Raw genomic sequence first — 22,180 nt, 5'->3', positions numbered from 1 at the left:
CCTGCTTCCGTCGCCATGAGGTCCTGTTGCGGTTCTGTCTCAGTCCGGTCCGGGAGCCAGGTCGAGGGTGGCGACCGCGCCCCCGTCCGGGGCGTTCGCGAACGTCAGGCGGGCCCCGAGGACGCCGGCTTGCCCGAGCGCGATGGTGAGCCCGAGACCGTGCCCGCGACCCCGCTCGGCCGATCCCGTACGAAAACGCTGCGGGCCCTCGTCGAGCAGCTCGGCGGGAAACCCCGGGCCGTGGTCCCTTACGGCCATCCGTGCGCCCGTGACGGTGACCTCGACGGGGGCCGCTCCGTGGCGGTGCGCGTTGGTCACGAGGTTGACCACGATCCGTTCCACCCTGCGCGGGTCGGTCTCGACGACGGGGGCGGCCCCGACCGTGACGACGGTCGGCGTCTGCGTCCGGCGGACGACATCGGCGACCAGCTCGCCCAGCGGCACCGCGTCGGTCCGGGCCTGTTCGGCCCCGGCGTCGAGCCGGGAGATCTCCAGGAGGTCCTCGACCAGCCCGTTCAGGGCCCGGGCCCGGTCGCGTACGAGTCCGGCCGCCTCGTCGTCCTCCGGAAGGAGCCCGGCGGCGGTGGAGAGGCCCATCAGCGGGGTGCGCAGTTCGTGCGCGACGTCCGCCGTGAAACGCCGCTCGCCCTCAAGTTTCAGCTGCAGGGCCGCGGCCATCTCGTCCATGGCGGCCGACATCTCGGTGATCTCGTCCCGGGCCCGGCCGCCGGGGCCGATCCGGGCGTCGAGGTCGCCGGCGGCGATGGCCCGGGCGGTACGGGAGCCACGGCGCAGCCTGCGGTTCATCGGCTCGGTGGCCAGGGCGGCGAGCGGCACGACGACCAGGAGGGCGGCCAGCACTGCCTTGACGATGCTGCGGTCCAGGAGCTGGAGACCGCGCACCTCGGCGCTCATGTCCGTCCGTGCGACCAGCACCCGATCACCCTCGACGGGCATGGCTGCCCACAGCCAGTACCAGTTGGGGGGTTTGCGGTCGTACCAGGTCGCGTACAGCCCGTTCTTGTCCTTGGCGGCCAGCGCCTTCGCGAGCGGCTCGGCGAGTTGCCCCGGTGTCAGGACCTCGACGTCGAGCGGCGCCGTGCCCGTGCGGGTGTACTCGCGTTCCGCGGCGGCCATCCGGGCTGCGATGCGGTCGTTGCCGGTGCGCTCGCCGCGTTCGGCCATCGCCTGGTGGACGAGTACGCCGATCACCGCGGCCACGGCGCAGCAGGCGGCCGCGGTCAGGGCGGCGATCTTCCAGCGCAGGGCGCGCGGGTTGAGGAATGCCATGTGCCGACCGGCCCCTCAGGTGCGGACGAGCTTGTAGCCGAAGCCGCGGACGGTCTCGATCCGGTCGGCGCCGATCTTCTTGCGCAGCCGCAGAACGCACAGGTCCACGACCCGGGTGTCGCCCTCCCAGCCGTAGTCCCAGACGTCGCGCAGCAGCCTGCGGCGGTCCAGCACGGCGCCGGGAGCCGCGGCGAACTCCAACAGCAGGCGCAGCTCGGTGGGGGTCAGCGGGACGGCCCGCCCGCCCCGGCGCACCTCCAGGCCGAGCGTGTCAACGGTCAGGTCGCCGAAGGCCAGTACCCGGGCGGCCTTCGCGGGAGATGGGGCGTCGGCGGAGGGGGCCTGCGACTCCGCCGAACCCGCCTCGGGCTCGGCCGGCCGGAAGGTCGCACGGCGCAGCAGCGTACGGATGCGGGCGACGAGGACGGAGGTGTCGACGGGTTTGACGACGTAGTCGTCGGCGCCCGCTTCCAGCCCGGCGACCACGTCGAGGGCGTCACCGCGCGCGGACATCATCAGGACCGGGACCAGGCTCTCCTCGCGGATCCGGCGGCACAGCCCGATGCCGTCCAGTTCCGGCAGCATCACATCCAGGATCAGCAGATCGTGCCCGCCGGCCCGGAACGCCTCCAGGCCGCCGAGTCCGTCCGCGGCCACCGCGACCTGGTAGCCGTAGCGCTCCAGGGACAGCTGGACGGCGCGGCGGATGGTGGCGTCGTCCTCGACGACGAGTACGTTGACGGGGACGGGGACTGGGACGGGGACTGGGACCCGGGTTTCCAACACGCCACCTACTTGCTCATACATGGACATACATTCCGGCCATCGTAGTCAGTGCGTGGACCGTGCGGCCCCGGTCACAGCCGGACGGAGGCAGCGACGGGCAGGTGGTCGCTACCGGTGGCCGGCAGGGTCCACGAGGAGACCGGGCTCACCCCCTTCACCAGGATCTGGTCGATACGGACGATCGGGAACGAGGCGGGCCAGGTGAATCCGAAGCCGGCCCCAGCCTCCCCCTGCGCCGAGCGGAGCGGTGCGGTCACCGGGCCCAGTGCCGAGTCCTCGGCCGTCCCGTTGAAGTCGCCCATCACGACGACCCGGGGCAGCACCTCGGCCCGTACGGCCTCGGCCAGCTTCCCGGCCGACTCGTTGCGGCGCGCGGTGGTGAAACCGGCGCTCGGGGTCACCCGTACCGAGGCGAGGTGGGCGGCGAACACGGCGACGGGCCCGCTCGGGGTGTCGACCGTGGCCCGTACGGCGCGCGTCCAGGGCATGATCGGGACCGGCTCCACGCCGTGCAGCGGGTACTTGCTCCACAGCCCGACGCCCAGGTGCACCGAGTGGTACGGGTAGCGGCCGGCCAGCTCGCGCTCGTACACGGGCGTCGCCTTCGTGGACAGCTCCTGCAGCGCGAGCACGTCCGCGCCCGACCCGGCGAGGGCCCGCGCGGTGCGCGGGGGGTCGGGGTTCTCCTCGTCGACGTTGTGGCTGACCACGGTGAGGTCCCCTCCCGCGGCGCGCTTGTCGGTGAGCATTACGCCGAAGAGAGAGACCCAGACGACCGCGGGCGCCAGTACGGCGACCGCCGCGAGCCGTGAACGTCTCACCGCCGCCAGCGCCAGCAGCGCGGGGACGCTCAGCCCGGCCCAGGGCAGGAACGTCTGGAACAAACTGCCCAGGTTCCCGAACCCGTTCGGGACGTGGGCATGCAGCGCCATGACCAGGGCCCCGCACAGCGCGGCAGCGGCCACCAGCCACCCTCGTCGGCCCCTGGCGCTACGGTGCCCACGAGCCCCTTCGGCGCCCTGTGGCCCGGCGTCGGACCCCACCTCGACGGTGGGCCCGGTACGGTTCGAAGTGCTCAGCACGACAACGGCCTCCCGGCATCACGTACACCGGGGATCGGGTACCGCCACAGATTCGCGCCGGGACGCTTCCAGCCGATCAGGGCCCCGCTTCGAGCACCGCACGGCCGTGTTTCAGGTAGGTATCGGCACATCCGCGCCGGCTTCAACATCGCGCTCGAATACCGGCTCGGGCGTCATATCGCGACACCCGGCGGACCTGCCGAACTGTCACCACAGCCAGCATGGGTCCCGGCAGGCCGGGCACCGGCGCCCTCAGCCTGGGATCATCGGGGCGCGGCCTCAATCATCAAGATAGGCGGCAGGAAGCTGCTCACACACGTGCCACGGTACGCGCTCGTGCGCTCCCTGCCGCGCCGGGACCAACGGGGCCATCGTGGTGACATGGCGACCCTCCCGAAGGCTCTTTGCCCCTCCTGCTCCGTTCCGCACCCCTTGCTGCCCACCAAACGGATCGGATACGCCGGCCGACTCTCACAGCCTCCCGCCCCTGGCGACGGCGGCTGCCGTGAGTGATCGAGAGACGTCACTCCATGGCAATGCTCCACCTCAGCCTCGGGTTGCCGGGGCCGTTGTGGTTCATGAGGGTCGAGTACTGCTCGTACGACGACGAGTTGCAGAGGGTCGACTCTTGTGGCAATTCCCGGCGGGCAAAGTCGAACCGGGCGAGTCATGCGACGAAGCCGCCGTCCGCGAGACGAAGGAGGAAGCCGGCCTGGACGTGGTCCCCATTGTTCGACTGGGCGAGCGGATCCATCCCCTCACCGGTCGGCACGTGTCCTACACAGCCTGCAAGGTGGCCGGCGGGGCCGCGCACGTGGCGGACCCTGACGAAATCGCTGAGGTTGCGTGGGTGACCCTGTCGGAGATCCCGCAGTACATCCCGTACGGACTCTTCGCGCCGGTCCGGCAACACCTGGATGCTGCCCTTCGATCTTGACCACGTCAACCAGGCACACTCCATGCACGGATCACGCTCTCCTGTCAGGCCCGAAGGCACGATTGCAGGAGCCGCAGGCGCAGCGGCGACCACCCCCGTCCTTCGCAGCCAATGAACTTCCGGAGGAGGCCGAGGGGATCGGTTCGGTTCGTATGGTGTCGCTGCACACTCAGGTGGGGTTGATTGTGATGGCACGCCACATATGCCGCCGACCTGCGGACTTCTACGTTGTGCCCACACCCGACGTCCGCGCAGACCCCTGGAAGTGGTTCACATGGCCTCCACCGCAGCCGCCCCGAAGGCGCCATCCGAAATCCGGCGGATCGTCGCCGCGAGCCTCATCGGGACCACCATCGAGTGGTACGACCACTCATCCGGTCAGAGCTACCACCTGCAGGTTTCCCTCGCACAGGACGTATGAGTCAGTACCGAACCAGCACGGGATTCAGAGTCCTCCATTCCATCTTTCCTCCGGCACCGCACTGATGCCCGGGCGAGGAACCTGACGAACCCGCCTCCGTCACGTTCTGTAACGTCCCCGCGTGGGCCTGAGGTTCCCAGGGGCGCCTCCACCTACGGCCTCCAGGTCCGGGCGGCGGGCCATGCCCAGGGCCGGCATCAGACCGGGCCGGCTCGTCACCGCCCGCGAAGCGACGACTGACGCTCGCGGTCGAGCAGGGTTGGGAACTGTGACCGGACCTACGCCGGGTATGGCTGCACACCTCATCGGCCGACAATCCGAATGCCCTGTCCAACTACCACCGCCGCGGATTCCGCACCTTCGAGACCGAGGAAGCAACCCCGGACAGGCGTAACCAGCCGGGCCGGGACCTCATACCGCCTGGCCGGTAACCTGCGTTCGGGCGAAGGTCTATAGCGCCAGTGCCCGTGCCCGTACCGTGGGTGGATGGTAGGCGTGCCGTGGGAAAAGCTGGCGGAGAATCCGAAGGCATCGGAGGCTCTGGTGACCATGCTGCTATTGAGGCTGCGCCCACGAGCGCAGGAAGTCGACGGATCAGGCGGAGACGGCGGCCGAGACCTCCTCGAGTACGCCGAGACCGGCGAACTCATCAACTACGAGGCGAAGTCGTTCACGGGGCGGATGACGTCGGGCCGCAGACAGCAGGTCGTGCGATCGCTGATCTCCACGGCACGACACCAGCCCGACCACTGGGACCTACTCGTTCCGATCAGTCCGAACCCCGGTGAGCTCGCCTGGTTCGACGGCCTCCGCGAGGAGTTCCCCTTCGTGCGTGACTGGCGGGGGCTGAACTGGCTCAATCAGCAGTTCGCTGCCCACCAGGACCTGATCCGGTACGCCCTGCAGGAGTCTGGTGACTACATCCTCGACCGGATTGCCGAAGCGCGCGCGGAACGCGACACACTCCTGCGCGGAATTCCTGATCTCGCCGCACGCTATCGGGCCCTCCAGCTGAGAGCGCAGGAAATCTCCCCCGCCTACGCCATCCGCACAGTTCTGGGGCCAGACGGCGAGACGGCCATCCACCTCCTGCCCAAGTCGGACGCCGCCCAGGGTCAGAGGCCGATCCGCTTCACAGGCAGAGTTTCGTTCCGGCGCAACGAACCACAGGATGAACAGCGGCGGCAGCAGTTCGAAGAAGCCATACGCTTCGGCGGCGAGGTCGAGTTGGCCGCAGCCAACCTGGAAGAACTCACCGTCGACGCACCATCCGAGCTGGGCATCAGCGGCTCCTTCCCTCTCGCATCACTGAAGATCGCCGCGCACCGGGAGACATTAAGCCCGGCGATGCGAGGACAGCTGACGATCCGGACGCCGGCAGGGGTCCTCACGGCGTCTCTACCAGTGGAATTCACTCGGCGCATGGCCGGCGTCGACGGAGGCAGCCTCTTCGGGCAGGACATCACGGGCTTCATCCGGATACAGATGCGCTATGACCGGCGCAGAGAGGCATGGAGCCAGACTCTCTCCTTCGCACCGCCGGAAATCTCCCTGCCCCAGGAGATGGTGCCAGTCCTCCGCTTCATCAGTCGCGCCAATCCGGGGCAGTCGATGGAGCTGACGATCCACGGCCCCACCGTCACTCAACTGACAGCCCCCATCACCCACTCCGCCATGCCCGACAGCTGGGACACGGACGAAGCAGAGACCTGGGCTGACGCCTTCGACTACCTGGCCACCCTGCAACGGATGACAGGCCAGTTCTTCGCTACTCCGCCGGACTACAACTTGAAGGACGCGCACGACGCACGGAATGCAATCTCCCTGCTACGCGGAGAGAAGGTCGACATGCCCAACACCGTCGTCTCCCTCGGTGTCGATCGACCCGAATCCCTTGACCAGGTGTCCAGGGGAAATCTTGCCTTCGCCGCGAAGTACCAGGCCATGGTCGTCACGTTTGGGGAGCACCAGATCGACCTGGGGCCGGGCATCGAGCTGATGACGATCGAGAGGGTCCTCAACGTACGCGAAGCCCGGCAGGCGCTTGCAAGTGAGGGCCACGCAACCGTACGGCTCAAGGTCGACAGGACCCGACCCGCCCAACGCTACCTGGGAACCGACCTACCCAGTCCCGAAACGCAGCACTGAAGAACCCAACAGGGGGTAGGAGCACGCAGTCGATTTCCTCGAGTGTTCAGGCAGGCGAATCGGGTCTGGGACACCCGTCGCTATTAGGCGGCTTCGGCGAGTGCCTCGAACGACAGGGGGAGGGTCAGCTCCGATTCGAGGGCGAACACCGAGTCCATGACCGTGCGCAAGCGCTGCGGAGCGTCCGGCATCACGTGAGCGTAGGTCTGGTACGTGATCTTGGGATCTCGGTGTCCGAGCCATTCGGCCATGTCGGTCACCGGGACACCCTTGGACAGTCCAGCCGAAGCGAAGAAGTGCCGGAGCCAGTGGGGAGTGATCTTCCTGGTGATGCCGGCAGCAGCCTTAGCCGACCGCCAGAGCCGGTCCACGAGCGAGTACATGAGGATGTTGGTGCCACCCACGTTCGAGAACAGGTAGTCACCCTCGATCCGGTTCAGGCCGGTCGCGACCCGAAAGGTCCCATGGTGCTCGACGTGCTGCCGGATCTTCACCACGATGCTTGTCGGGATCGGGACGGCGCGCCCTTCATCCTGGTCACGCCATTTCAAGTGACGGATGCAGTGAGCTCGCCCCCGCCCCTTCGTGGCAGCCTTCTGCCGGCGGGTCTTTGGCTTCTCGTTCTCTCCGTCCTGCGTTATCTGCCTGTCGACGTATAGGACTCCGGCGTCGAAGTCGATCTGCTGCAGGCACACCGCACTGGCCTCGCCTATACGTAGGCCACACCCAGCCATCAACCACACCAGGAGATGGTACGGCCCGGGCAGGTGCGCGGCGATGGCCGTGATCTCTTCCAGCGTAGGCAGGTGGATCGTCTTCTTGATCCTCCGCTTCGCCCTCCTGCGGCCGGCTTGGACATGACGACAGGGGTTCTTGACGATGTAGTCGTTGGCGACGGCGAAGCTGAACACCCCACTGAGGGTCTCGTAGCGGTTCACCGCCGTACTCAGTTCGTAGCCCCGATCCTCGACCATCCATCGGAGCCAGGCAGTGAGGTCCTTCGGCTTGACCGCTCCGATCGGCTTGCCCTGGAAGTAGGGCCTGACGTGTAGACGAAGGCTGGTCTCGTACTGATAGCGGGTGCCATTGACACGCTCGCCTGAGGCGATGAACTCCCGGTATACCTCGACGAGCGGCGTCATGAATCCGAGCGGCTCTATATAGGTGCCAAGATCCTTTTCCCGTTCAATCTTCGCCGCGAACGCTTCTGCCACTCCCTTCTTCTCAAAGGATTCCTGACGCTGGCGACCGCTACGACCACCGGGCTCTCTATATCTGACGGTCCAGGGGTGGCCGCAGCGGACACCCTCACAGGGATAGTTCTTATCCCGTACCTGCTCCTTGCACTTCTGAAAAACCGCAGCCAAACTAGCTAGCCCGCCTTACTTAAGTCCACATCAAGTGGAGAGCCATCATCTATCCGTACCGCCGGTCGAGGTAGTCCACGACATCACGCTCACGAAAACGCAGGAGGCGCCCTACCTTCTGCGGCCTCAGACCCCACGCCCTGTACTTGTTCTTAACCGTCACCTCACTGACCTTCAACCAGTCAGCTACCTCAGCTGGTGTCATCAACACGTAGCTCCCTCCGCGCGCCAAGAAACGTCCCTTCCCCAGTTCGACACACCCATAGCTGGTGCAGACAGAACCCAATTATCCGGCCTATCCGGGATTTCCGAAGTCTCGGATCACCTGATACAAACACAACCCGACACCCCAACCTCCTAACGTGTGCGACATCGAGACGAAGACCCAACCTCGCCCTCTTTTCGGCAGGTCAGTACATTCACATGGATTGCATCGAGCTCGCCACAGGTCTAGCCAGCCAGCATGTCCGCCATGAGCGAACTACACACAACCGGTCGCTCCAGGAAGGTGAATTACCACTGCCTGGGCCGATCCGATACCACGCCATCCCTCAAGGAGTCGAAAATTCCTGGCCGGTGGCTCTAAAGGGTGTTGCAGAGGGTCCAGTGTTGGGCATTTTCCCTGTATGGGTGGGGTGTTGCGGGCTAAGCCGGTGTGGGTGGAGACCTTCACGGGCTCGCGGATGGACTGGTTCGTGAAGCTGGTGAAGGTGGTGCGGGAGCGGGGCGGGAACGGGCCCGGTGGCGGCCGCCCGTGGTGGCTGCCACTGGCGGACCGGGTGCTGCTGGGGGCTGTGTACTACCGGACGAACCTCACGATGCGGCAGCTCGGCCCGTTGTTCGGGGTCTCTTCGGCCACCGTCTGCCGAGTCATCCAGCTCCTGCGGCCGCTGCTGGCGCTGGAGCCGGCCCCGCGGCCGGTCGCCGACGTGGACCGGTTCTGGATCGTGGACGCAACCTTGATCCCCGTCCGCGGCAGCACCGACGCGGCGTCGTCCCGCAACTACCGCTTCTCCGCGAACGTGCAGGTAATCATCGACGCGGACAGCCGCCTGGTCATCGCGTCTTCCCGCCCGGCGCCGGGCAACAAGGCCGACGCCCGTGTCTGTCGCGAGTCGGACCTGCCAGCCGCGGCGGCTGGGACGACGGTCATCGCGGACGGCGCCTACCTGGGCACCGAACTGATCGTCCCGCGCCGTAGACGAGCCGGACGCCCGCTCCTGCGAAGCCAGGAAGAGGACAACGCCGAACACCGAGGCGTCCGCGCCCGCGTCGAACACACCTTCGCCCGCATGAAGAGCTGAAAGATCCTCCGCGACTGCCGCCAGAAGGGAGACGGCCTCCACCACGCAGTCCAGGCCGTCGCCACCATGCACAACCTCGCCCTGGCGGGATGAAACAGCAGGTCAACCACCACTCCGACCTGCCTGAGACGGACCTTCGGCGACACCCTTTAGGGCCTGTATTGAGTCGTGATCGGTTTGCCGAATCTGGCCTCGCTGTGAGGGCAGATCCGGTAGGCCGATACATATGACGCGTGTGCAACTGACGGACGACGAGTGGGGGTTCGTCGAGCCGTATCTGCCGGTCGGTGAGTACGGCCCGTATCCCGAGCGGCTGCGGCAGCAGTTCGAGGGCGTGATCTGGAAGTTCCGCTCGGGAGGGCAGTGGCGGGAGATGCCGGAGCGGTTCGGCGCCTGGTCCACCGTGCACAACAGGTTCAGGCAGTGGCGGGACGCCGGGGTTTTCGATGCGCTGCTGGAGGGGGTGATAGCCGAGGCGGCCGGGCGGGGCCGGGTGGATATGTCGCTGGTCAGCGTGGACTCCACGACTGTCCGTGCCCATCACGACGCGGCCGGGATACGCATGGAGGAGGACGTTTTGGACGCTCTGGAAAAGGCTGCCGTCGAGGCGGAGGCGGCCCGCCAAAAGGGGGCGGCGCGGCGGAACAAGACGGACACGGCGACGTCGCTGATCCCGGCCGGGCCGAACGGCGGCGCGTCCGGCGACGGCGCAAGCTCCGTTTGAAAGCTGCTTTGCTCGGGCGCTCACGAGGCGGACAGACCAGCAAGATCCACCTGGCTGCCGACCGCAGGTCTCGGCCCCTGGCCCTGATCCTGACCGCAGGGCAGGCCGCGGACAGCCCGCAGTTCATCCCCGTGCTCAAGAAGGTACGGGTCCGCGGGCCCGTCGGCCGTCCCCGCACCAGGCCCGGCGCGGTCGCCGGAGACAAGACATCCCACGCGGATAAGCGTCAAGCCGCCGTCGCTCTGAGTCCGGCTGAGGCCAGCGGGAACGCGACTGCTTCGTCGTAGCCCTGACCGTTCTGAAGACAGTGGAACAACATGCCCATGAACCGATTGAAGAGGTTCCGCTGTGCTGCGACGTGGCGGTCGCCGGCTGCTCTTCGGCGGTCGTAGTGGGCTCTGGCGCCTGGCGACCTGGTCAGAGAGTTGAAGGCCCAGACGTAGCCGACTGCGGCGAGTCTCTGGTTCTTGACCTTCCGGTTCATGACTTTGCAGCTCTTGCCGCTGGCTCTGGTGACGGGGGCGCTACCGGCGTAGGCCTTGAGGGATCCGGCGGTGGCGAAGCGGGTGCGGTCGTCGCCGATCTCCGCCAGGACCCGGGCGCCGGTCAGTGCGGCGAGACCCGGAAAGCTGCGGATGACCGCTGCGTCCGGATGTTCTTCGAAGGCCCGGGTGACGGCTTCTTCGAGCTGGGCGGCGTTGTCGCAGGCGGTGTTCAGCTGCCTGAGCAGAGCGGAAGTCTGATGGCCGAGAGCCGCTTCGACCTGCGGGAGCTGGTGGAGGTAGTCGCGCTTGAAGACCTCGTGGAGCCTTTCGGCTTCGGCCTGGATGCCGCGGACGCGGCCGGCCTGCTTGAGCAGCGATTGCAGGCGTCGCCGAGTCAGCTTCGCAGCCGATGTAGGGGTTGGTGCTGCGGCCAGGATGCTGCGGGCTTCCCTTGCGCACAGTCCCTGCTTGTGCTGGGCGAAGGCGTTGAGGATCGCCGGATAGAACTCTCTGAGCTGGGAGCGAAGCTTGTTGTTGGCCTGGCCGCGGGCCCAGACGGCGTCCTGCTGGGCCCGGGCGAGCACGGCGATGGCTTGGACGAGCTCGGAGTCCGCCGGAAGTGACCGGTGGGCGGCCATGTCGGTTCGCAGGATGTTGGCCAGGGCCGCGGCGTCGACGGCGTCCGACTTCTTGCGAGCGACGGAATGTCGATCCCGGTAGCGGGCGACCGCCAACGGATTGATCGAGAAGACGGGCCGGCCGGTGGCACGCAGACACGAGACAAGCAGTCCGCGTGACGTCTCGATCGCCACCGGAATCGGGCTGCCCTCGCTGTCACCGTGCTCGGCTAGCAGAGCCATGAGCTGGGCAAACCCCGTGGCATCGTCGCCGATCCGCATCTTTGCGAGCTGCTGCCCACCCGCATCGACCACCGCGATGTCGTGGTGATCTTCGGCCCAGTCGACCCCACAGAACACTGGCGTCGGTAACCCGGTGATTGTCATCCGGCCCTCCTTCGTGACGAGTCTCTTCCCAGGTCAGAGCCTGTGCAGGGTGCGCGTGCTCCCTAATGGAAGTGCTCAAGGCACGTCATCCCACCAGCCGTTCGCAACCCCAACGAGTCACGCGGCCCTCGGTCCGTGTCAGAGCTGAAAGCTCAAGGCAGAGCTGAGAGGTGATCCGCGCAACCGGCTCGGACTACGAACAGCCAAGCGCCCGAGAACCGTCAGCGGGCTGCCCCGCAGAAACAGGACCTCTTCGAGGCTCATGCCGAACGAACCGCACCTGGTTCCGAGCACTCCTGCCCGGAGTGTTGGGCGCGAGCCGGCCTCGTCTTGTCAACAGGGCTCGAGGCCCGGGCATACTCAAAGGCTCGACTCGCGTCCACGAGGGCCAACACCCGCTGGCCTTCGCCTCCCATTAGGCCTACTCGTCCCGCGGCAACCGCGCCTACCTGCGTAAACGCCGTATCAAGGCAGTCATCCCGGAGAAGAAGGATCAGGCATCCAACCGGAAGAACAAAGGCCGCAGAGGTGGTCGGCCGGTCACCCACGACGCCGACCTCTACAAGGAGCGGAACACCGTCGAGCGCCTGATCAACAAGCTGAAGGCCTGGCGAGGCATCGCCACTCGATACGACAAAACGCCCGAGAGCTACCTCGCCGGCCTCCACCTGCGCGCCTCAATGATCTGGATCAAGGACCTCACCCGGACCGGCCCTTGATCACGACCAAATACGCGCCCTAGTCGCATACCTGCCACGACGCCGTGGGTCAGCCTGGCCTGCTGAGGTATCGAGGTGACTGTTCCGCACCTGCCGCTGGTCAGGTGTTCGCGGTGGGAGCCAGGATCGCGGCGCGGGCAGCGTGGGCGAGGACTGCCTGAGTGCGGGCGGACAGGCCGTGTCGGTTCCAGTGGAAGATCACATGGTGGGCCAGGACGTTGCGGGGGCCACGCTGGAGGATGCCGATCTGTGCAGCATGACCGATGCCCTTCCCTGCCTCTTCGAAGGCGACGAGCCACGGGGTGATGGCCTCCATCGACCCTCCAGCGGCCGTCAACGGTCGGGTGGCGAGGGCCAGGAGGCGGTGTATCCCTGCAGAGGTCTGGGCCAGGTTGTCGGAGGTGACGTCGACGGGCAGAGTGCGTAGACGGGAGACCCGGTCCCACACGTCGCCCTGTTCGTACCAGTCGAGCCCAGCCGCCCGCAGGAGGGCCGTGACCAGGAGAAGCGACGTCTCACGCCGCCCCAGGCCCGATACACGCCGGGTGCGGTCGAGAAAGTGGCGGGAGTCGGCGTGGAAGAGCTTGTGGGCGATGTCGATGCCTTCGAGTCCACCGAAGGCCGCAACCTCCGGCTCGTACACGGTCGGCCACCAGCGCACGACTTCGGCGGAGTGAACGAGGGTTCCGAGGACCTCGGACAGGGCCGCGTGGAGGTGGCCGGGATCAGTATCGGCGGCGGGTAGGAGCCTCAGCCGCCAGCAGGGCGCCTTGCGGATGAACCACCAGGCGGCGAGGAGCCCGGAGTCCTCCAGGAGACGCAGGTGGGGGACGAGGTGGTTGGCGGCGACGTCCTCGGCCCGGTCGAAGTCCGCGAACTCGATTCGGGACTGGTGCCAGTCGCGTCGGGAGGCCTGCTCGGCGAGAGCGGCTTGTCCGGCTGCCCGGTAGAGGGCGGCTGCGTCGTGGAGTTCTTCGGCGTCGATCCCGGCGTGGGCGGCGGCTGCGGCGATGGACTGCCCGCGCAGCACTGCCAGAACGGCTTGTTCGGTCTGCTGAGGGACGTGAGGGGTGGTCATCTGGGGTGGTTCCTCTCCGCGAAGGGTGACGAGACACACGTGGCCGGCGACGCGAATGCTGTCCTCACTTGCTGCGGCCGGGGTCAGTTGATGAGGAGGTAGGCGTCCCAGCCGGAAGCGGGCGGTCGGCCGCGGGCGGCCGTGGCCAGGGCGAGGGCCTGTCCGGCGGCGCCTTCGAGGAGCCCGGGGTCGGGCTCGGCCGCCTGACCCTCGAGGACGGTGGCGAGCTCATCGACGGCGACGGACAGGTCGGGCGTGCGGGCGTACTGGGCGGTCCTCCAGACGGTCTGGAACAGTCCAGCGGTGCCGTGGCACAGGCCCGTGTCGGTGATCCGGCCGATCTGGCGAGCGTCGGCGAGGCATGCGGCCAGCGCATTCTCGGCCGCCTCCTGGCGGACGGTGTCGGCGGTGGCCAGGGCGGCGAGTTGAAGGGCCCGCGAGATTCCCGGGATGCCGTAGCACCACGATGGGCGCCCGGGGCCTGTGCTGTGCGGGCGGCCGGTAGCCATTTCGGTGCGTGTGATCGTCTCCGGCCACCACGGGCCGCCCTCACCCTCCTGACGCCACCGGTCGAACCAGGCCGTCAAAGTGGCGATGGCGTCCGTCTGGCCGTCCACGGAGATTCCTCGGAGTGTCGCTTGGGCAAGGAGGGCGAGAGGACCGGTGATGCCGTGGGCCATCCCGAAGTTCGCGTGCCCGCCCGGCGTGTAGCGGCGGGCCGGGTCATGGATGCACCACCAGCCCGGCATCTGTTCGCCGTGCACGGTTACAGGGCAGGTGAGCGCGACGAGGTAACCGAGGACGGCGGCAAGCGCGTCATCACCGGGGGTGTGGTGGAGGAGGTGGACGCCGATTCCGGTCAGGCCGTGCAGGAGGTCGTACTCGGCCATGGCCGGGAGGGCGCCGGACCGGATACGGGCCCAGGCGGCGGCCACACGGCGGTGGGCCAGGGTGGCGGTCGCGGCGTCGAGACGGTCGCGGGCGGTGCCGTCGGCCCCGGCGGCGTGCATGACGAACGCGAGCGCCGGCGCCCCGTAGGAGAGGCAGGCGGAGTCGGCAGCCGTCACGTCGGTGCGGGTCGCTGCCGCCAGCCACGCCTTGACCGGTTCCCACGACCCGGCCCCGCACCGTGCGTTCTCCACGTGCCACAGCGCGATCCCGGCCGGTCCCTGGCTGAGGGACTGACCCAGCACCGGGTCTGCGGCCGGGTCGGGGGTCTGTAGGCGGCGGCCGTACCGGGCCGCGAGGACGGTGGCGTTCACGAGCGACCCCTGCGACGGTCGGTGCGATGGGTGCGAGCGAGGGCGGCGGTGCGGGCGAGGCGGATGGTGAGGGACTCAGGGCCGGGCCCGCCGCCGAGGGCGCGAACGTGGTGGAGGTGGAGGAGCGACCGGAGGACGGCCAGGGGGTCTTCGCGCTGATCGGCCAGAACCCGGCGGTAGGTGGCCAGGGCGTCGGCGCGGGCAGTCCACGCGACCACCAGCGGGCGGGCGGCGGCTTCGTGGCGGAACGCGTCGGGGTCGGCCAGCGCGAGTGACTGCCGAACCAGGGTGGCGTCCACGGGCCCGGACTCGCGCGGCAGGTTGTCTGACAGCCAGGCCCAGCCTTCGCCCAGCGTGGGGGCGTAGGCGGTGGCGAGGTCGGTAAGGGATGCGGCGGTGAGCGCCTCGGCGGGGATGCCGGTGTGGGCGGCGTACGTGATCTGGGCGACGGCAGCGGCACTGTCGGCCGCGAACACCTTCTCGGCGGCCGCGCGAGCGGGCCCATACCCGTACCGGCCGTCCTGGCTCTGGTGGGCGACCAGATCGAGCCGGGAGGCCAGGCCCTGGCAGCGTAGTCCGTCAGCCCAGTCGCCGAGGCGGGCGGCTGTCGGTCCGAACCCGAGCTCGTCGACCTGCATGGTGAAGGTCAGGGGGCGGTCGAGTTCGGGGTGGCTGCTGTCGTGATGTCGGGTGAACCACCAGCGGGGCACCGGATTCCAGCCGGCCAGTAGCCGGGGCAGGTGCTCGGTGAGGATCTCGTCTTGCCTCCCCGGGTGCCCGTGCAGGCGGACGCACAGCGCGCGGGATAGACCAGGCTGTTCTGGGGCCGCGGCCGCAACGGTGGACCAGCGCCGCGGTATCGGGGCTGGTTCAGAGGCGTGCAGGACGGTCAGGAATTCGTGGGCACGGCCCATGAATCCGCCTGCGGAACGTGCGGTGGGCCTGCTTGCCGGCTCAGGTGATTCCCGCAACGTCAACTCCCCCGTCCCAGCCAGTCGGGCGCGCAACAGATCCCGGTGCAGGGGCACGTCAAGGTCGAGGGGCAGACGCATCTCGGCTTCGACGAGAACCACGGAGGACGGGACGTCGCGGCGAGTCCGCCACTGGTCGAGCGCATCCTCCCAGGCAGCGGATGCGGCGGCCGGGCCAGGCAGAGCGGCGGCATCCAGGAGCCACCGTGCCGGGGCCAGGACCGCGCGGCCGTGCCGCAGCCGGGGCAGGTAGGGAAGGCGGGAGGCGGCACCCCAGTCGGGCAGTCGCCATGCGGTGCGCCTGGCCCCGGCGAGTTCGGCGATGAACCGGGCCAGGGGCGGCGTCAGTACGGTCGGCTCCAGTGCGTGAAGCACGCGCGGCTCCACCACCTGGCCGGTGGAGGACCGGATCAGGTACAGGTGCCGAGCGTCGCAGGTGACGGCGAGGTCGGCGAGTGGGATACCGCCGGGGTCGGGCCAGTCGAGGGCGATGGTGTGGCCGGTCGCGACCGGGGTGCGGACCACATTGCCGCTACGGCGCCTACGTGCCGGGAACAGCAGCTGCGCAGGCAGCGGTCCGCTCGGACCTGCCAGCGCGGCCATCCACGCGTCGCGGTCGTCCTCCGGCAGTAGGTCGGTGAAGCGTCCGGCCATGGATGAGGACGGGCGGGCGGCGGACGTCGCCCACACCTCGAACCGCCCCCGCCGCACATCCTCGGCGCTGTCGGCCTGGAGGTGGAAGGCCAGCTCCACACACGGCGGCGGCATCAGATCGGCGGCCTCGACCAAGCCGAGCGATGCGAGCAGTTCCTCGGTGAGGACGACTTCGCGGGCCCGGTCGAGGGCGGCCTGCTGGGCGAGAGCGAGGAACGTCTCGTCGCGGGCGGACAGCGTCCGTGCCGGCGATGGGCAGGCGGCGCCGAGGTAGCCGGACGGCAACCCGAGCCCGGAGTCGGCGACCAGGTCAGCCAATGGCACCGCCGCACCGTGACCGTACGTCTGCCGGAACCGCTGGTGGTAGTCGCGCCAGGCCGGGGCGCCGAACGGGTACGGGGAGAGCCGCAGCAAGGTGGAGGCGGCCTTCTCCGCCTCGGACAGCACGTCGGCGGGGATCGTGATCTGGGCAGTGAGGACAGTGTCCGGCCACGCTGGCGGGATGCTTCCGGTGACCTCCTCCGTGGGCGCCGGAAGCGGTCCGCTGTAGACGGTTGGGCCGCCAGACGCCGCCCGCAGGACGGCGATGGGTTCGGGGTCGGTGGCCACCGCGTCCAAGGAGGACAGCAGGACACCGCTGTCCACCAATTGCGAGAGGAGCGCATGGACCGTGGTCGTGTCGGCATGAGGGAAGGCGGCGGCGACGGCATTGGCGACGTCCGCGAAAACGGCCGGGACGCGGGCGGCGTCCAGCGCGGTCCGGATGGGCCCGGTGGCCGCCACGGACACCTCCAGTGGTGCCAGGCCCTCGGCGGGTGCCCGGCCTGGGGCAACGATGCGCCCTCCCCGGACGGCGGCGGCCGGGTTCACCGCCACGAACAGCCCCTCCAGCACCCCCGGTCGGGCTGCAAGCTGGTCGGCCACGGCACCGAGCCAGTCAGCATCCGGCCGCAGCACCACCCGATGCTCCTCTCCCCAGTCCGCCCGCGGGTCGGGGCCGATGCGAACGGGAGCGATCCCAGCGAAGCGCCCGAACGGGGTCGCCCGGCCGCGCCAGCGCAGCAAGTAGGCAGCCGTGGAGTGCACCAGCCGTCGTACTTCCCGCCCGTCCGGGTCGGGGGAAGCCAGAACAGCGGTGGTCTGCGTGGCTAGGACCGGGCTCGCCTCCTCCAACGCCTGGCGGCCCTGCTCGTGGGCGCGGACAGCCGCCAGCCAAGCCCGGCCCCGCTGGACTCCACCTGGCCCGGACAGGTCCACGTCCACCGCCGGAACCCCGTGCCCGGGGTGGGTGGTGGCCCGCACCAGCACAACCTCCGTAGCCCGGTACAGCCGTCCTCGACCCGCCATAGCCCCATGCCCCCTTCGCCGTCCTGGTGTGGTCGTGGCGCCGCCGGGCACACGACCGTGTGCCCGGCGGCGGGATAGATCAGGTGCCGTGGTTCACCGCGGCCGGCGGTGAAGGCTCGGCCCCCTCGCGACGGTCCCGGTCAGGAGGGGTCGCCGGTGAAGGAGGTGCACGCGGTGTTGGAACCACCGCAGGAAGACCCGCAGCCGTCGTCGGTGGCACGCAGGAGGTTCGCGATCGGGGCGGCGGACTCGACCACGCGCAGGTCGAGGCTGAAGTCGCCGAGGTTGGTGGTGGCCTGTTCGATCTGGTGGGTCATGATCAGTTCTCCTTGTCGTCGGTGGTGCGGTGGTCGGCCTGACCCTCGTGGGGCCAGGAGATGATGATGCGGCGGTGCCGCTTGGTGATAACCCGCCCGGCGGGCAGGTCGGTCTCGGGGGTGCTGATCGGGTAGGCGTAGATCACCGGCTCGTCCCGCCGGTGGTCGCGGTCCCACGTCCGGATCTGCTCCGCAAGGGCCTCGGCCACCTCCTCGGCGTGCGGGCCGTAGCCGTGCACACCGAACTCGGCCCGGTCCCCGTCCCGGCGGATGACCAGGTAGGAAAAGGAGTCGCCGTCGAGGAGTGCGAGGTTGGACTGCTTGTTCTGCGGACCGACGAGGCCGGTGTCCAGTTCGGCGTCCACGGCCATCAGACAGAAGCCGTCCAGGGCGGTCGCCAGCCACATCTGCAGGCCGGTGAACGGCTCGGTACGCGCGACGCTGACCCCCGCCCACTTCTCCACTCGCTCGGTGTCGAACACCCCGTTCAGGGCTTCAGGGTCGGCCGGCCAGCCGTCATCGAAACGGAGGGCGATCTCCTTGCCCCGAATCAGCAACAGCCGCTCCGCGTGCTCTCCCTCGCCCTGCATGGTGACGAACCCGCACACCTCCGCTGACCGGGAGACGAGCCGGTCGCCGTCACGGTCGAAGGCGACCGAGCGGGTCAGGCCGCGCATCCGCAGCGGCACGATCAACCGCCCGTCCTCTGCAAGCTGATCGGTCCACGCAGGGGGGATGTCCCAGGCGCCGACGGTGACCATCAGCCGGTCCACCGTCCCGTGGTCGGGCAGGCCGTGCTCTGCGTCGGCGAGGAACACCTCCACCCGGCCGTAGCCGGTCGCATCCAGCAGGGTGCGCGCCCGGTCGGTGACGTAGGAGTCGATGTCGATGGTGACGACCGATCCTTCCGGACCAACGATCTCTGCCAGCAGGGCCGCGTTGTATCCCCCCGAGCCGACCTCACCGACCCTCATCCCCACCTGAGCCTGTGCCTGCTCCAGCATCATCGCCTGGATGTCGGGGGCCGAGACGGAGCTGATGGCGATGCCGTACTCGTCCCTCTTCGTGCGCACGGCCTCGTGCGCGGCGTACGCCTCAACGAGGGGCGCGTCCGGAGCGAAGTCGTGACGGGCAACGGCCAGAAACGCGGCCTCGACCTCCTTGCTGCGGATCGTGCCCGCCCTGACGAGCTGGTCCGTCATCGCGGTACGCAGCTCTTCGGCGGACGTGGTGGATTCTTCGACGGTCTCGGTCACGTGCTGGCTCCCTGTCGTTCAGTCCTGGCGCATCCGGACGAACTTCGCGCTCCGGATGAGGTGATGCTTCTAGTCGTGCTTGACCCTGCGGACCCCCGAGCTGACCGCCCCTATGGGGGTGCCGGCCGGGGCGTCGTACGCGGAGAACAGCCAGGCGCCGTGGAACGGTGTGTGGTCCCTCTGGTCGGGACACCGTCCACACGGCCGAGGTATGCACCGCGGGGCCAACGGCCCCAGGAGATCGGCCGGAACCCTGCCTGGCGGTGCTCGGTCGGTCCGGCCGCGCTGCGGATCACCGCGGCTCTCCCGCGGGCAGTTTCGGCCGATCCTCAACCGCGCTCATGCGGCGCCCGGGTGCTGATGGCGAATCTCCCACAGGCGGGCACAGCTCTCGGTGGTCGACGTAACCCGCTGCAGGTGTTCCCACGCCACGAAGTTCGCTGTCGCCCCGGTCACCCGGCGGGCGCTCTCCAGAAGCCGGTACCCGCGCCGGTAGAACTCACGGAGCTGGGACTCATCGCCGATGTCCTCGGCTAGGAGCAGCGCCAAGTGGGCCCGCATGTGCAGGGCGAGTTCGTCGATCTCCGCCCGGGGCGCGAGCAGCCCGAGGGCCTTCGCCAGGGTGATGGTCTGGCGGATCGTCTCCAGATCAACCGGAAGGTCGTCGGAGCACAAGTCATGCTCGATGTCGGTCTGTTCATTCTGATCGGGGGCAACCGTGGTCACCTGGGCCTCCCTCGTCACAGCCTGCTCGGGTCTGTGAAGAGGTAACCGCACCAGCACGCTCCGCGAGTACCGTGGAGAGGTCAGCAGAGTATGCAAGCCATGCAATGTCGGGAGTTGCACATGGCGGAACGCTCACGCACGCCCAACGCGGGCTTGCCCTCGCTCCTTGACCAGGCGAATTGGTCCCGGTCTCAGTTCGCAAGCATCATCAACCGGCTTGGCGCCGAGGCCGGGTTGAGCCTCACCTACGGCCAGCCGGCTGTCTCCCAGTGGATCGCTGGCCATCAGCCTCGTTCACAGGTCAGAGCGTTGATCATCGAGGCCTTCGCCCGGAAACTGTGCCGCCCTGTCACCTTCTCCGAGGCTGGTCTCACGCCACCGCGGTCTGCGACAGCCCAGGACACTGTGGGGGAACTCGTAGACCTCGGAAAGGCCGATATGGACCCGTCCCGGCGCGGCATTCTCGCCGCCGGAATCTTCTCCGCTGCGTTGATCGTTCCCCTGTTCCCTGACCTGGCCGTGGCTGCTGAGCCTGCTCCGGTACTGCCGGGCAAAGCCACTACGAGGATCGGAACCGGCCAGGTTGCCATCGTGCGAACGATGACCGACCGGATAGCTGACATCCTCGATGAGCTGGGCGCGGGGCATGCCCGCCCGATGGCTGCGGCCTTCCTGGTGAACTCAGTCGGCCCATGGCTGAAGGCGCAAGCCTCCGACGAGGTGCGACGCGACATGCTCGCGGCTGCCTCCGACCTGACCTATCTCACCGGCTGGATGGCCATGTACGAACGGGCCCATAGCCTGGGCCAGCAGTACTACGTGTCCGCCCTCAAACTGGCCGGTGAGGCGGAAGACCACGTCACGTACTGCCGGACGCTCCGCGGGATGTCGCTGCAGGCCTCGAACCTCGGCTACGGACGGCGAGCGCTGGAGCTGGCCGACTCGGCAGCCGAGGCAGCACCGGTTGCCGGACCGCGCCTGACAGCCTTCCTGAGAGGCCAACAGGCCCACGGGGCCGCAATGGTCGGAGACCAGCGGCAGGCCTTCAACCGACTGAAGGAAGCCGGCGATGCTCTGGCGAGGGCTGACGACGGCAAAGACTCCGTCGGCGGGTATGACCGGACCGCCCTCCTCTTTCACGAAGCGCACGTACTCAACGAAACGGGTGACCTTTCCGGATCCATCCGTGCACTGAAGGAATCCATCCGCATTCAGCCGTCAGGACAGCGGCAAGGCCGCCTCCACTCCTATGCAGTCCTCGCGCAACGCCAGCACTCCTACGGACACGTGGAGGCTGCGTGCGACTCTTGGAACAGGTTCCTGGACGAGTACGAGCATCTCTCCTCGTCGAGGGGAGACGAGCACTTCGACACGATGCGACGTAGGTTGAAACCCCACGCAAAGATCCAGGCTGTCCGCACGCTGACCGAGCGAGCGGCCCTGGTGGGCGCCATGAAGGGGTAGCCGGAAGCAAGCATGGGGCCTCCCGTGGGAGGCCCCAGTCAACGCCACGCCGAGAGGCATCCTGCGTCGCCTGATGGAACGGATGGCCGACATGACCAGAGGGCTATTCCGAGACCCCCGTCAACGGCGAGCATTCCCTGACCCACTGGTGGGCGACTTGCCACCCCCGCTCAGTCCCAAGCGGACAGCAGACCGACCGGCACACCGCCTCCGCCGGCGGAGATCACCTACCGCGGGCTGGCTGATTGTCGTTGCGGAGCGACCGGCGGCCGTCCAACTCCTGGTCGCATTCCAGGCCGTCACCGGTATGTGCGCAGCGGTGCTGCTGGCGGCCCTCCCTCGCGCGATGGCCCCGCACTCGGCGCTGGAAATGCCGACGGCAGCTTCCAATGCGCAGCGCTCGTGGTCGCGCTCGGCGGCGCGAAGAACCGTGTCGTGGGGCCGTGGCCGCCGCAGCGTCCTGTATCTCAACCCAGCCCTACGACCCGTCCAGGAAGCTGCCAAGGACAGCTCGTTCGTCGTCATCAAAGCGACGAACGCGTCCGGCAACTGAGTCGAAGCCAGCCATCTTGGAGGTTGCTGACACGTACACGCCTCCACTGTCCTTAATCTCATAGGCGAGTTCGAAGGAGACGCCCTTCAAGCTTGTCACCCACACCTCAATCTCCACCAGCTCCTTGCTGTAGACAAGCGGCTTGGAGAACTTCATCCACTGCTCCGAGAGGAAGAAGTTCTTGCTCAGGGGGTCTGTAAAGTTTTCGGTGTAACTGGGTTGGTTTGTAGGCTCAGATTCGGTTGTTGGTGAGGCGTCCGTCGAAGGCGATGTCGAAGGCCTGGA

General features: G+C 68.3%; 17 protein-coding genes and 3 pseudogenes. 7 read left to right on the top strand and 13 right to left on the bottom strand.

All coding sequences use genetic code 11. The annotated features are described in order from the left end of the window. Window positions 1-39: 39 nt before the first annotated feature. From ACIA8F_RS11615 to ACIA8F_RS11605, 3 genes are read right to left on the bottom strand one after another with little or no spacing between them, the layout of a single operon-like run. Window positions 40-1,290, bottom strand: a complete 1,251-nt coding sequence (locus ACIA8F_RS11615; protein ID WP_399378102.1) for a sensor histidine kinase — start codon at window positions 1,288-1,290, stop codon at window positions 40-42. A gap of 15 nt (window positions 1,291-1,305) precedes the next feature. Then, window positions 1,306-2,103, bottom strand: coding sequence for a two-component system response regulator CseB (cseB, locus tag ACIA8F_RS11610; protein ID WP_399378101.1), 798 nt, complete (start codon window positions 2,101-2,103; stop codon window positions 1,306-1,308). 44 nt (window positions 2,104-2,147) lie between these two features. After that, on the bottom strand, window positions 2,148-3,044 hold the full coding sequence (locus tag ACIA8F_RS11605; protein WP_399378286.1) for an endonuclease/exonuclease/phosphatase family protein: 897 nt from the start codon (window positions 3,042-3,044) through the stop codon (window positions 2,148-2,150). A 619-nt stretch (window positions 3,045-3,663) separates the two neighbouring features. On the opposite strand from ACIA8F_RS11605, the gene ACIA8F_RS11600 reads away from it, so the two are divergent. The 3 genes from ACIA8F_RS11600 to ACIA8F_RS11590 all read left to right on the top strand — a co-directional run bounded on the left by ACIA8F_RS11600 (window position 3,664) and on the right by ACIA8F_RS11590 (window position 6,664). Further along, window positions 3,664-4,095 carry an NUDIX hydrolase gene (locus tag ACIA8F_RS11600; protein WP_399378100.1) on the top strand — a complete coding sequence of 144 codons (432 nt, stop codon included), beginning with the start codon at window positions 3,664-3,666 and terminating at the stop codon, window positions 4,093-4,095. A 274-nt stretch (window positions 4,096-4,369) separates the two neighbouring features. Continuing rightward, a complete protein-coding gene (locus ACIA8F_RS11595; protein WP_399378296.1) occupies window positions 4,370-4,516 on the top strand; it encodes a hypothetical protein in 147 nt (48 codons plus the stop codon). 486 nt (window positions 4,517-5,002) lie between these two features. Beyond that, window positions 5,003-6,664 carry a hypothetical protein gene (locus ACIA8F_RS11590; RefSeq protein ID WP_399378099.1) on the top strand — a complete coding sequence of 554 codons (1,662 nt, stop codon included), beginning with the start codon at window positions 5,003-5,005 and terminating at the stop codon, window positions 6,662-6,664. Between the two features lie 83 nt (window positions 6,665-6,747). On the opposite strand, the gene ACIA8F_RS11585 is transcribed toward ACIA8F_RS11590, so the two are convergent. Together ACIA8F_RS11585 and ACIA8F_RS11580 are read right to left on the bottom strand one after the other, a co-directional pair. Further along, complete coding sequence (locus ACIA8F_RS11585; RefSeq protein ID WP_399378098.1) at window positions 6,748-8,031, bottom strand: tyrosine-type recombinase/integrase; 1,284 nt, start codon at window positions 8,029-8,031, stop codon at window positions 6,748-6,750. Window positions 8,032-8,080: 49 nt separating this feature from the next. Beyond that, on the bottom strand, window positions 8,081-8,236 hold the full coding sequence (locus tag ACIA8F_RS11580; RefSeq protein ID WP_399378097.1) for a helix-turn-helix domain-containing protein: 156 nt from the start codon (window positions 8,234-8,236) through the stop codon (window positions 8,081-8,083). A 421-nt stretch (window positions 8,237-8,657) separates the two neighbouring features. Between ACIA8F_RS11580 and ACIA8F_RS11575 the strand changes: the two are divergent. Further along, a pseudogene (locus tag ACIA8F_RS11575) lies at window positions 8,658-9,428 on the top strand (transposase). A gap of 133 nt (window positions 9,429-9,561) precedes the next feature. Beyond that, a pseudogene (locus ACIA8F_RS11570) lies at window positions 9,562-10,265 on the top strand (transposase); the annotation flags it as partial. 20 nt (window positions 10,266-10,285) lie between these two features. Here ACIA8F_RS11570 and ACIA8F_RS11565 read toward each other — a convergent pair. After that, entirely contained in the window at window positions 10,286-11,548 is a 1,263-nt protein-coding gene (locus ACIA8F_RS11565) for an IS110 family transposase (RefSeq protein WP_399378096.1), read from the bottom strand. Between the two features lie 419 nt (window positions 11,549-11,967). Between ACIA8F_RS11565 and ACIA8F_RS11560 the strand changes: the two are divergent. Next, a pseudogene (locus ACIA8F_RS11560) lies at window positions 11,968-12,267 on the top strand (transposase); the annotation flags it as partial. A gap of 100 nt (window positions 12,268-12,367) precedes the next feature. On the opposite strand, the gene ACIA8F_RS11555 reads toward ACIA8F_RS11560, so the two are convergent. From ACIA8F_RS11555 to ACIA8F_RS11530, 6 genes are all read right to left on the bottom strand, one after another. Then, window positions 12,368-13,345, bottom strand: a complete 978-nt coding sequence (locus ACIA8F_RS11555; RefSeq protein WP_399378095.1) for a thiopeptide-type bacteriocin biosynthesis protein — start codon at window positions 13,343-13,345, stop codon at window positions 12,368-12,370. A gap of 83 nt (window positions 13,346-13,428) precedes the next feature. Next, complete coding sequence (locus ACIA8F_RS11550; protein WP_399378094.1) at window positions 13,429-14,607, bottom strand: lanthionine synthetase C family protein; 1,179 nt, start codon at window positions 14,605-14,607, stop codon at window positions 13,429-13,431. Then, window positions 14,604-17,534: a lantibiotic dehydratase gene (locus ACIA8F_RS11545; protein WP_399378093.1), complete on the bottom strand. Its 2,931-nt coding sequence runs from the start codon at window positions 17,532-17,534 to the stop codon at window positions 14,604-14,606. The genes ACIA8F_RS11550 and ACIA8F_RS11545 overlap by 4 nt, the downstream gene beginning before the upstream one ends. Window positions 17,535-17,719: 185 nt before the next feature. Next, window positions 17,720-17,896 (bottom strand): FxLD family lanthipeptide, encoded by a 177-nt coding sequence (locus ACIA8F_RS11540; protein ID WP_399378092.1) that lies wholly within the window; start codon window positions 17,894-17,896, stop codon window positions 17,720-17,722. 2 nt (window positions 17,897-17,898) lie between these two features. Next, window positions 17,899-19,152 carry a methyltransferase, FxLD system gene (gene fxlM, locus ACIA8F_RS11535; protein WP_399378091.1) on the bottom strand — a complete coding sequence of 418 codons (1,254 nt, stop codon included), beginning with the start codon at window positions 19,150-19,152 and terminating at the stop codon, window positions 17,899-17,901. A gap of 339 nt (window positions 19,153-19,491) precedes the next feature. After that, window positions 19,492-19,878 (bottom strand): hypothetical protein, encoded by a 387-nt coding sequence (locus ACIA8F_RS11530; protein ID WP_399378090.1) that lies wholly within the window; start codon window positions 19,876-19,878, stop codon window positions 19,492-19,494. A 120-nt stretch (window positions 19,879-19,998) separates the two neighbouring features. Between ACIA8F_RS11530 and ACIA8F_RS11525 the strand changes: the two genes are divergently transcribed. Further along, window positions 19,999-21,342 (top strand): hypothetical protein, encoded by a 1,344-nt coding sequence (locus ACIA8F_RS11525; protein ID WP_399378089.1) that lies wholly within the window; start codon window positions 19,999-20,001, stop codon window positions 21,340-21,342. A 478-nt stretch (window positions 21,343-21,820) separates the two neighbouring features. Here ACIA8F_RS11525 and ACIA8F_RS11520 read toward each other — a convergent pair. Beyond that, on the bottom strand, window positions 21,821-22,180 hold a 360-nt coding region (locus ACIA8F_RS11520), incomplete at its 5' end, for an acyl-CoA thioesterase (RefSeq protein ID WP_399378088.1).

The organism is Streptomyces sp. NPDC051563, assembly GCF_044454225.1.
GTDB lineage: Bacteria > Actinomycetota > Actinomycetes > Streptomycetales > Streptomycetaceae > Streptomyces.
The sequence above is the reverse complement of the archived record's forward strand: the minus strand, read 5'-3'. Positions and strand labels throughout refer to the sequence as shown.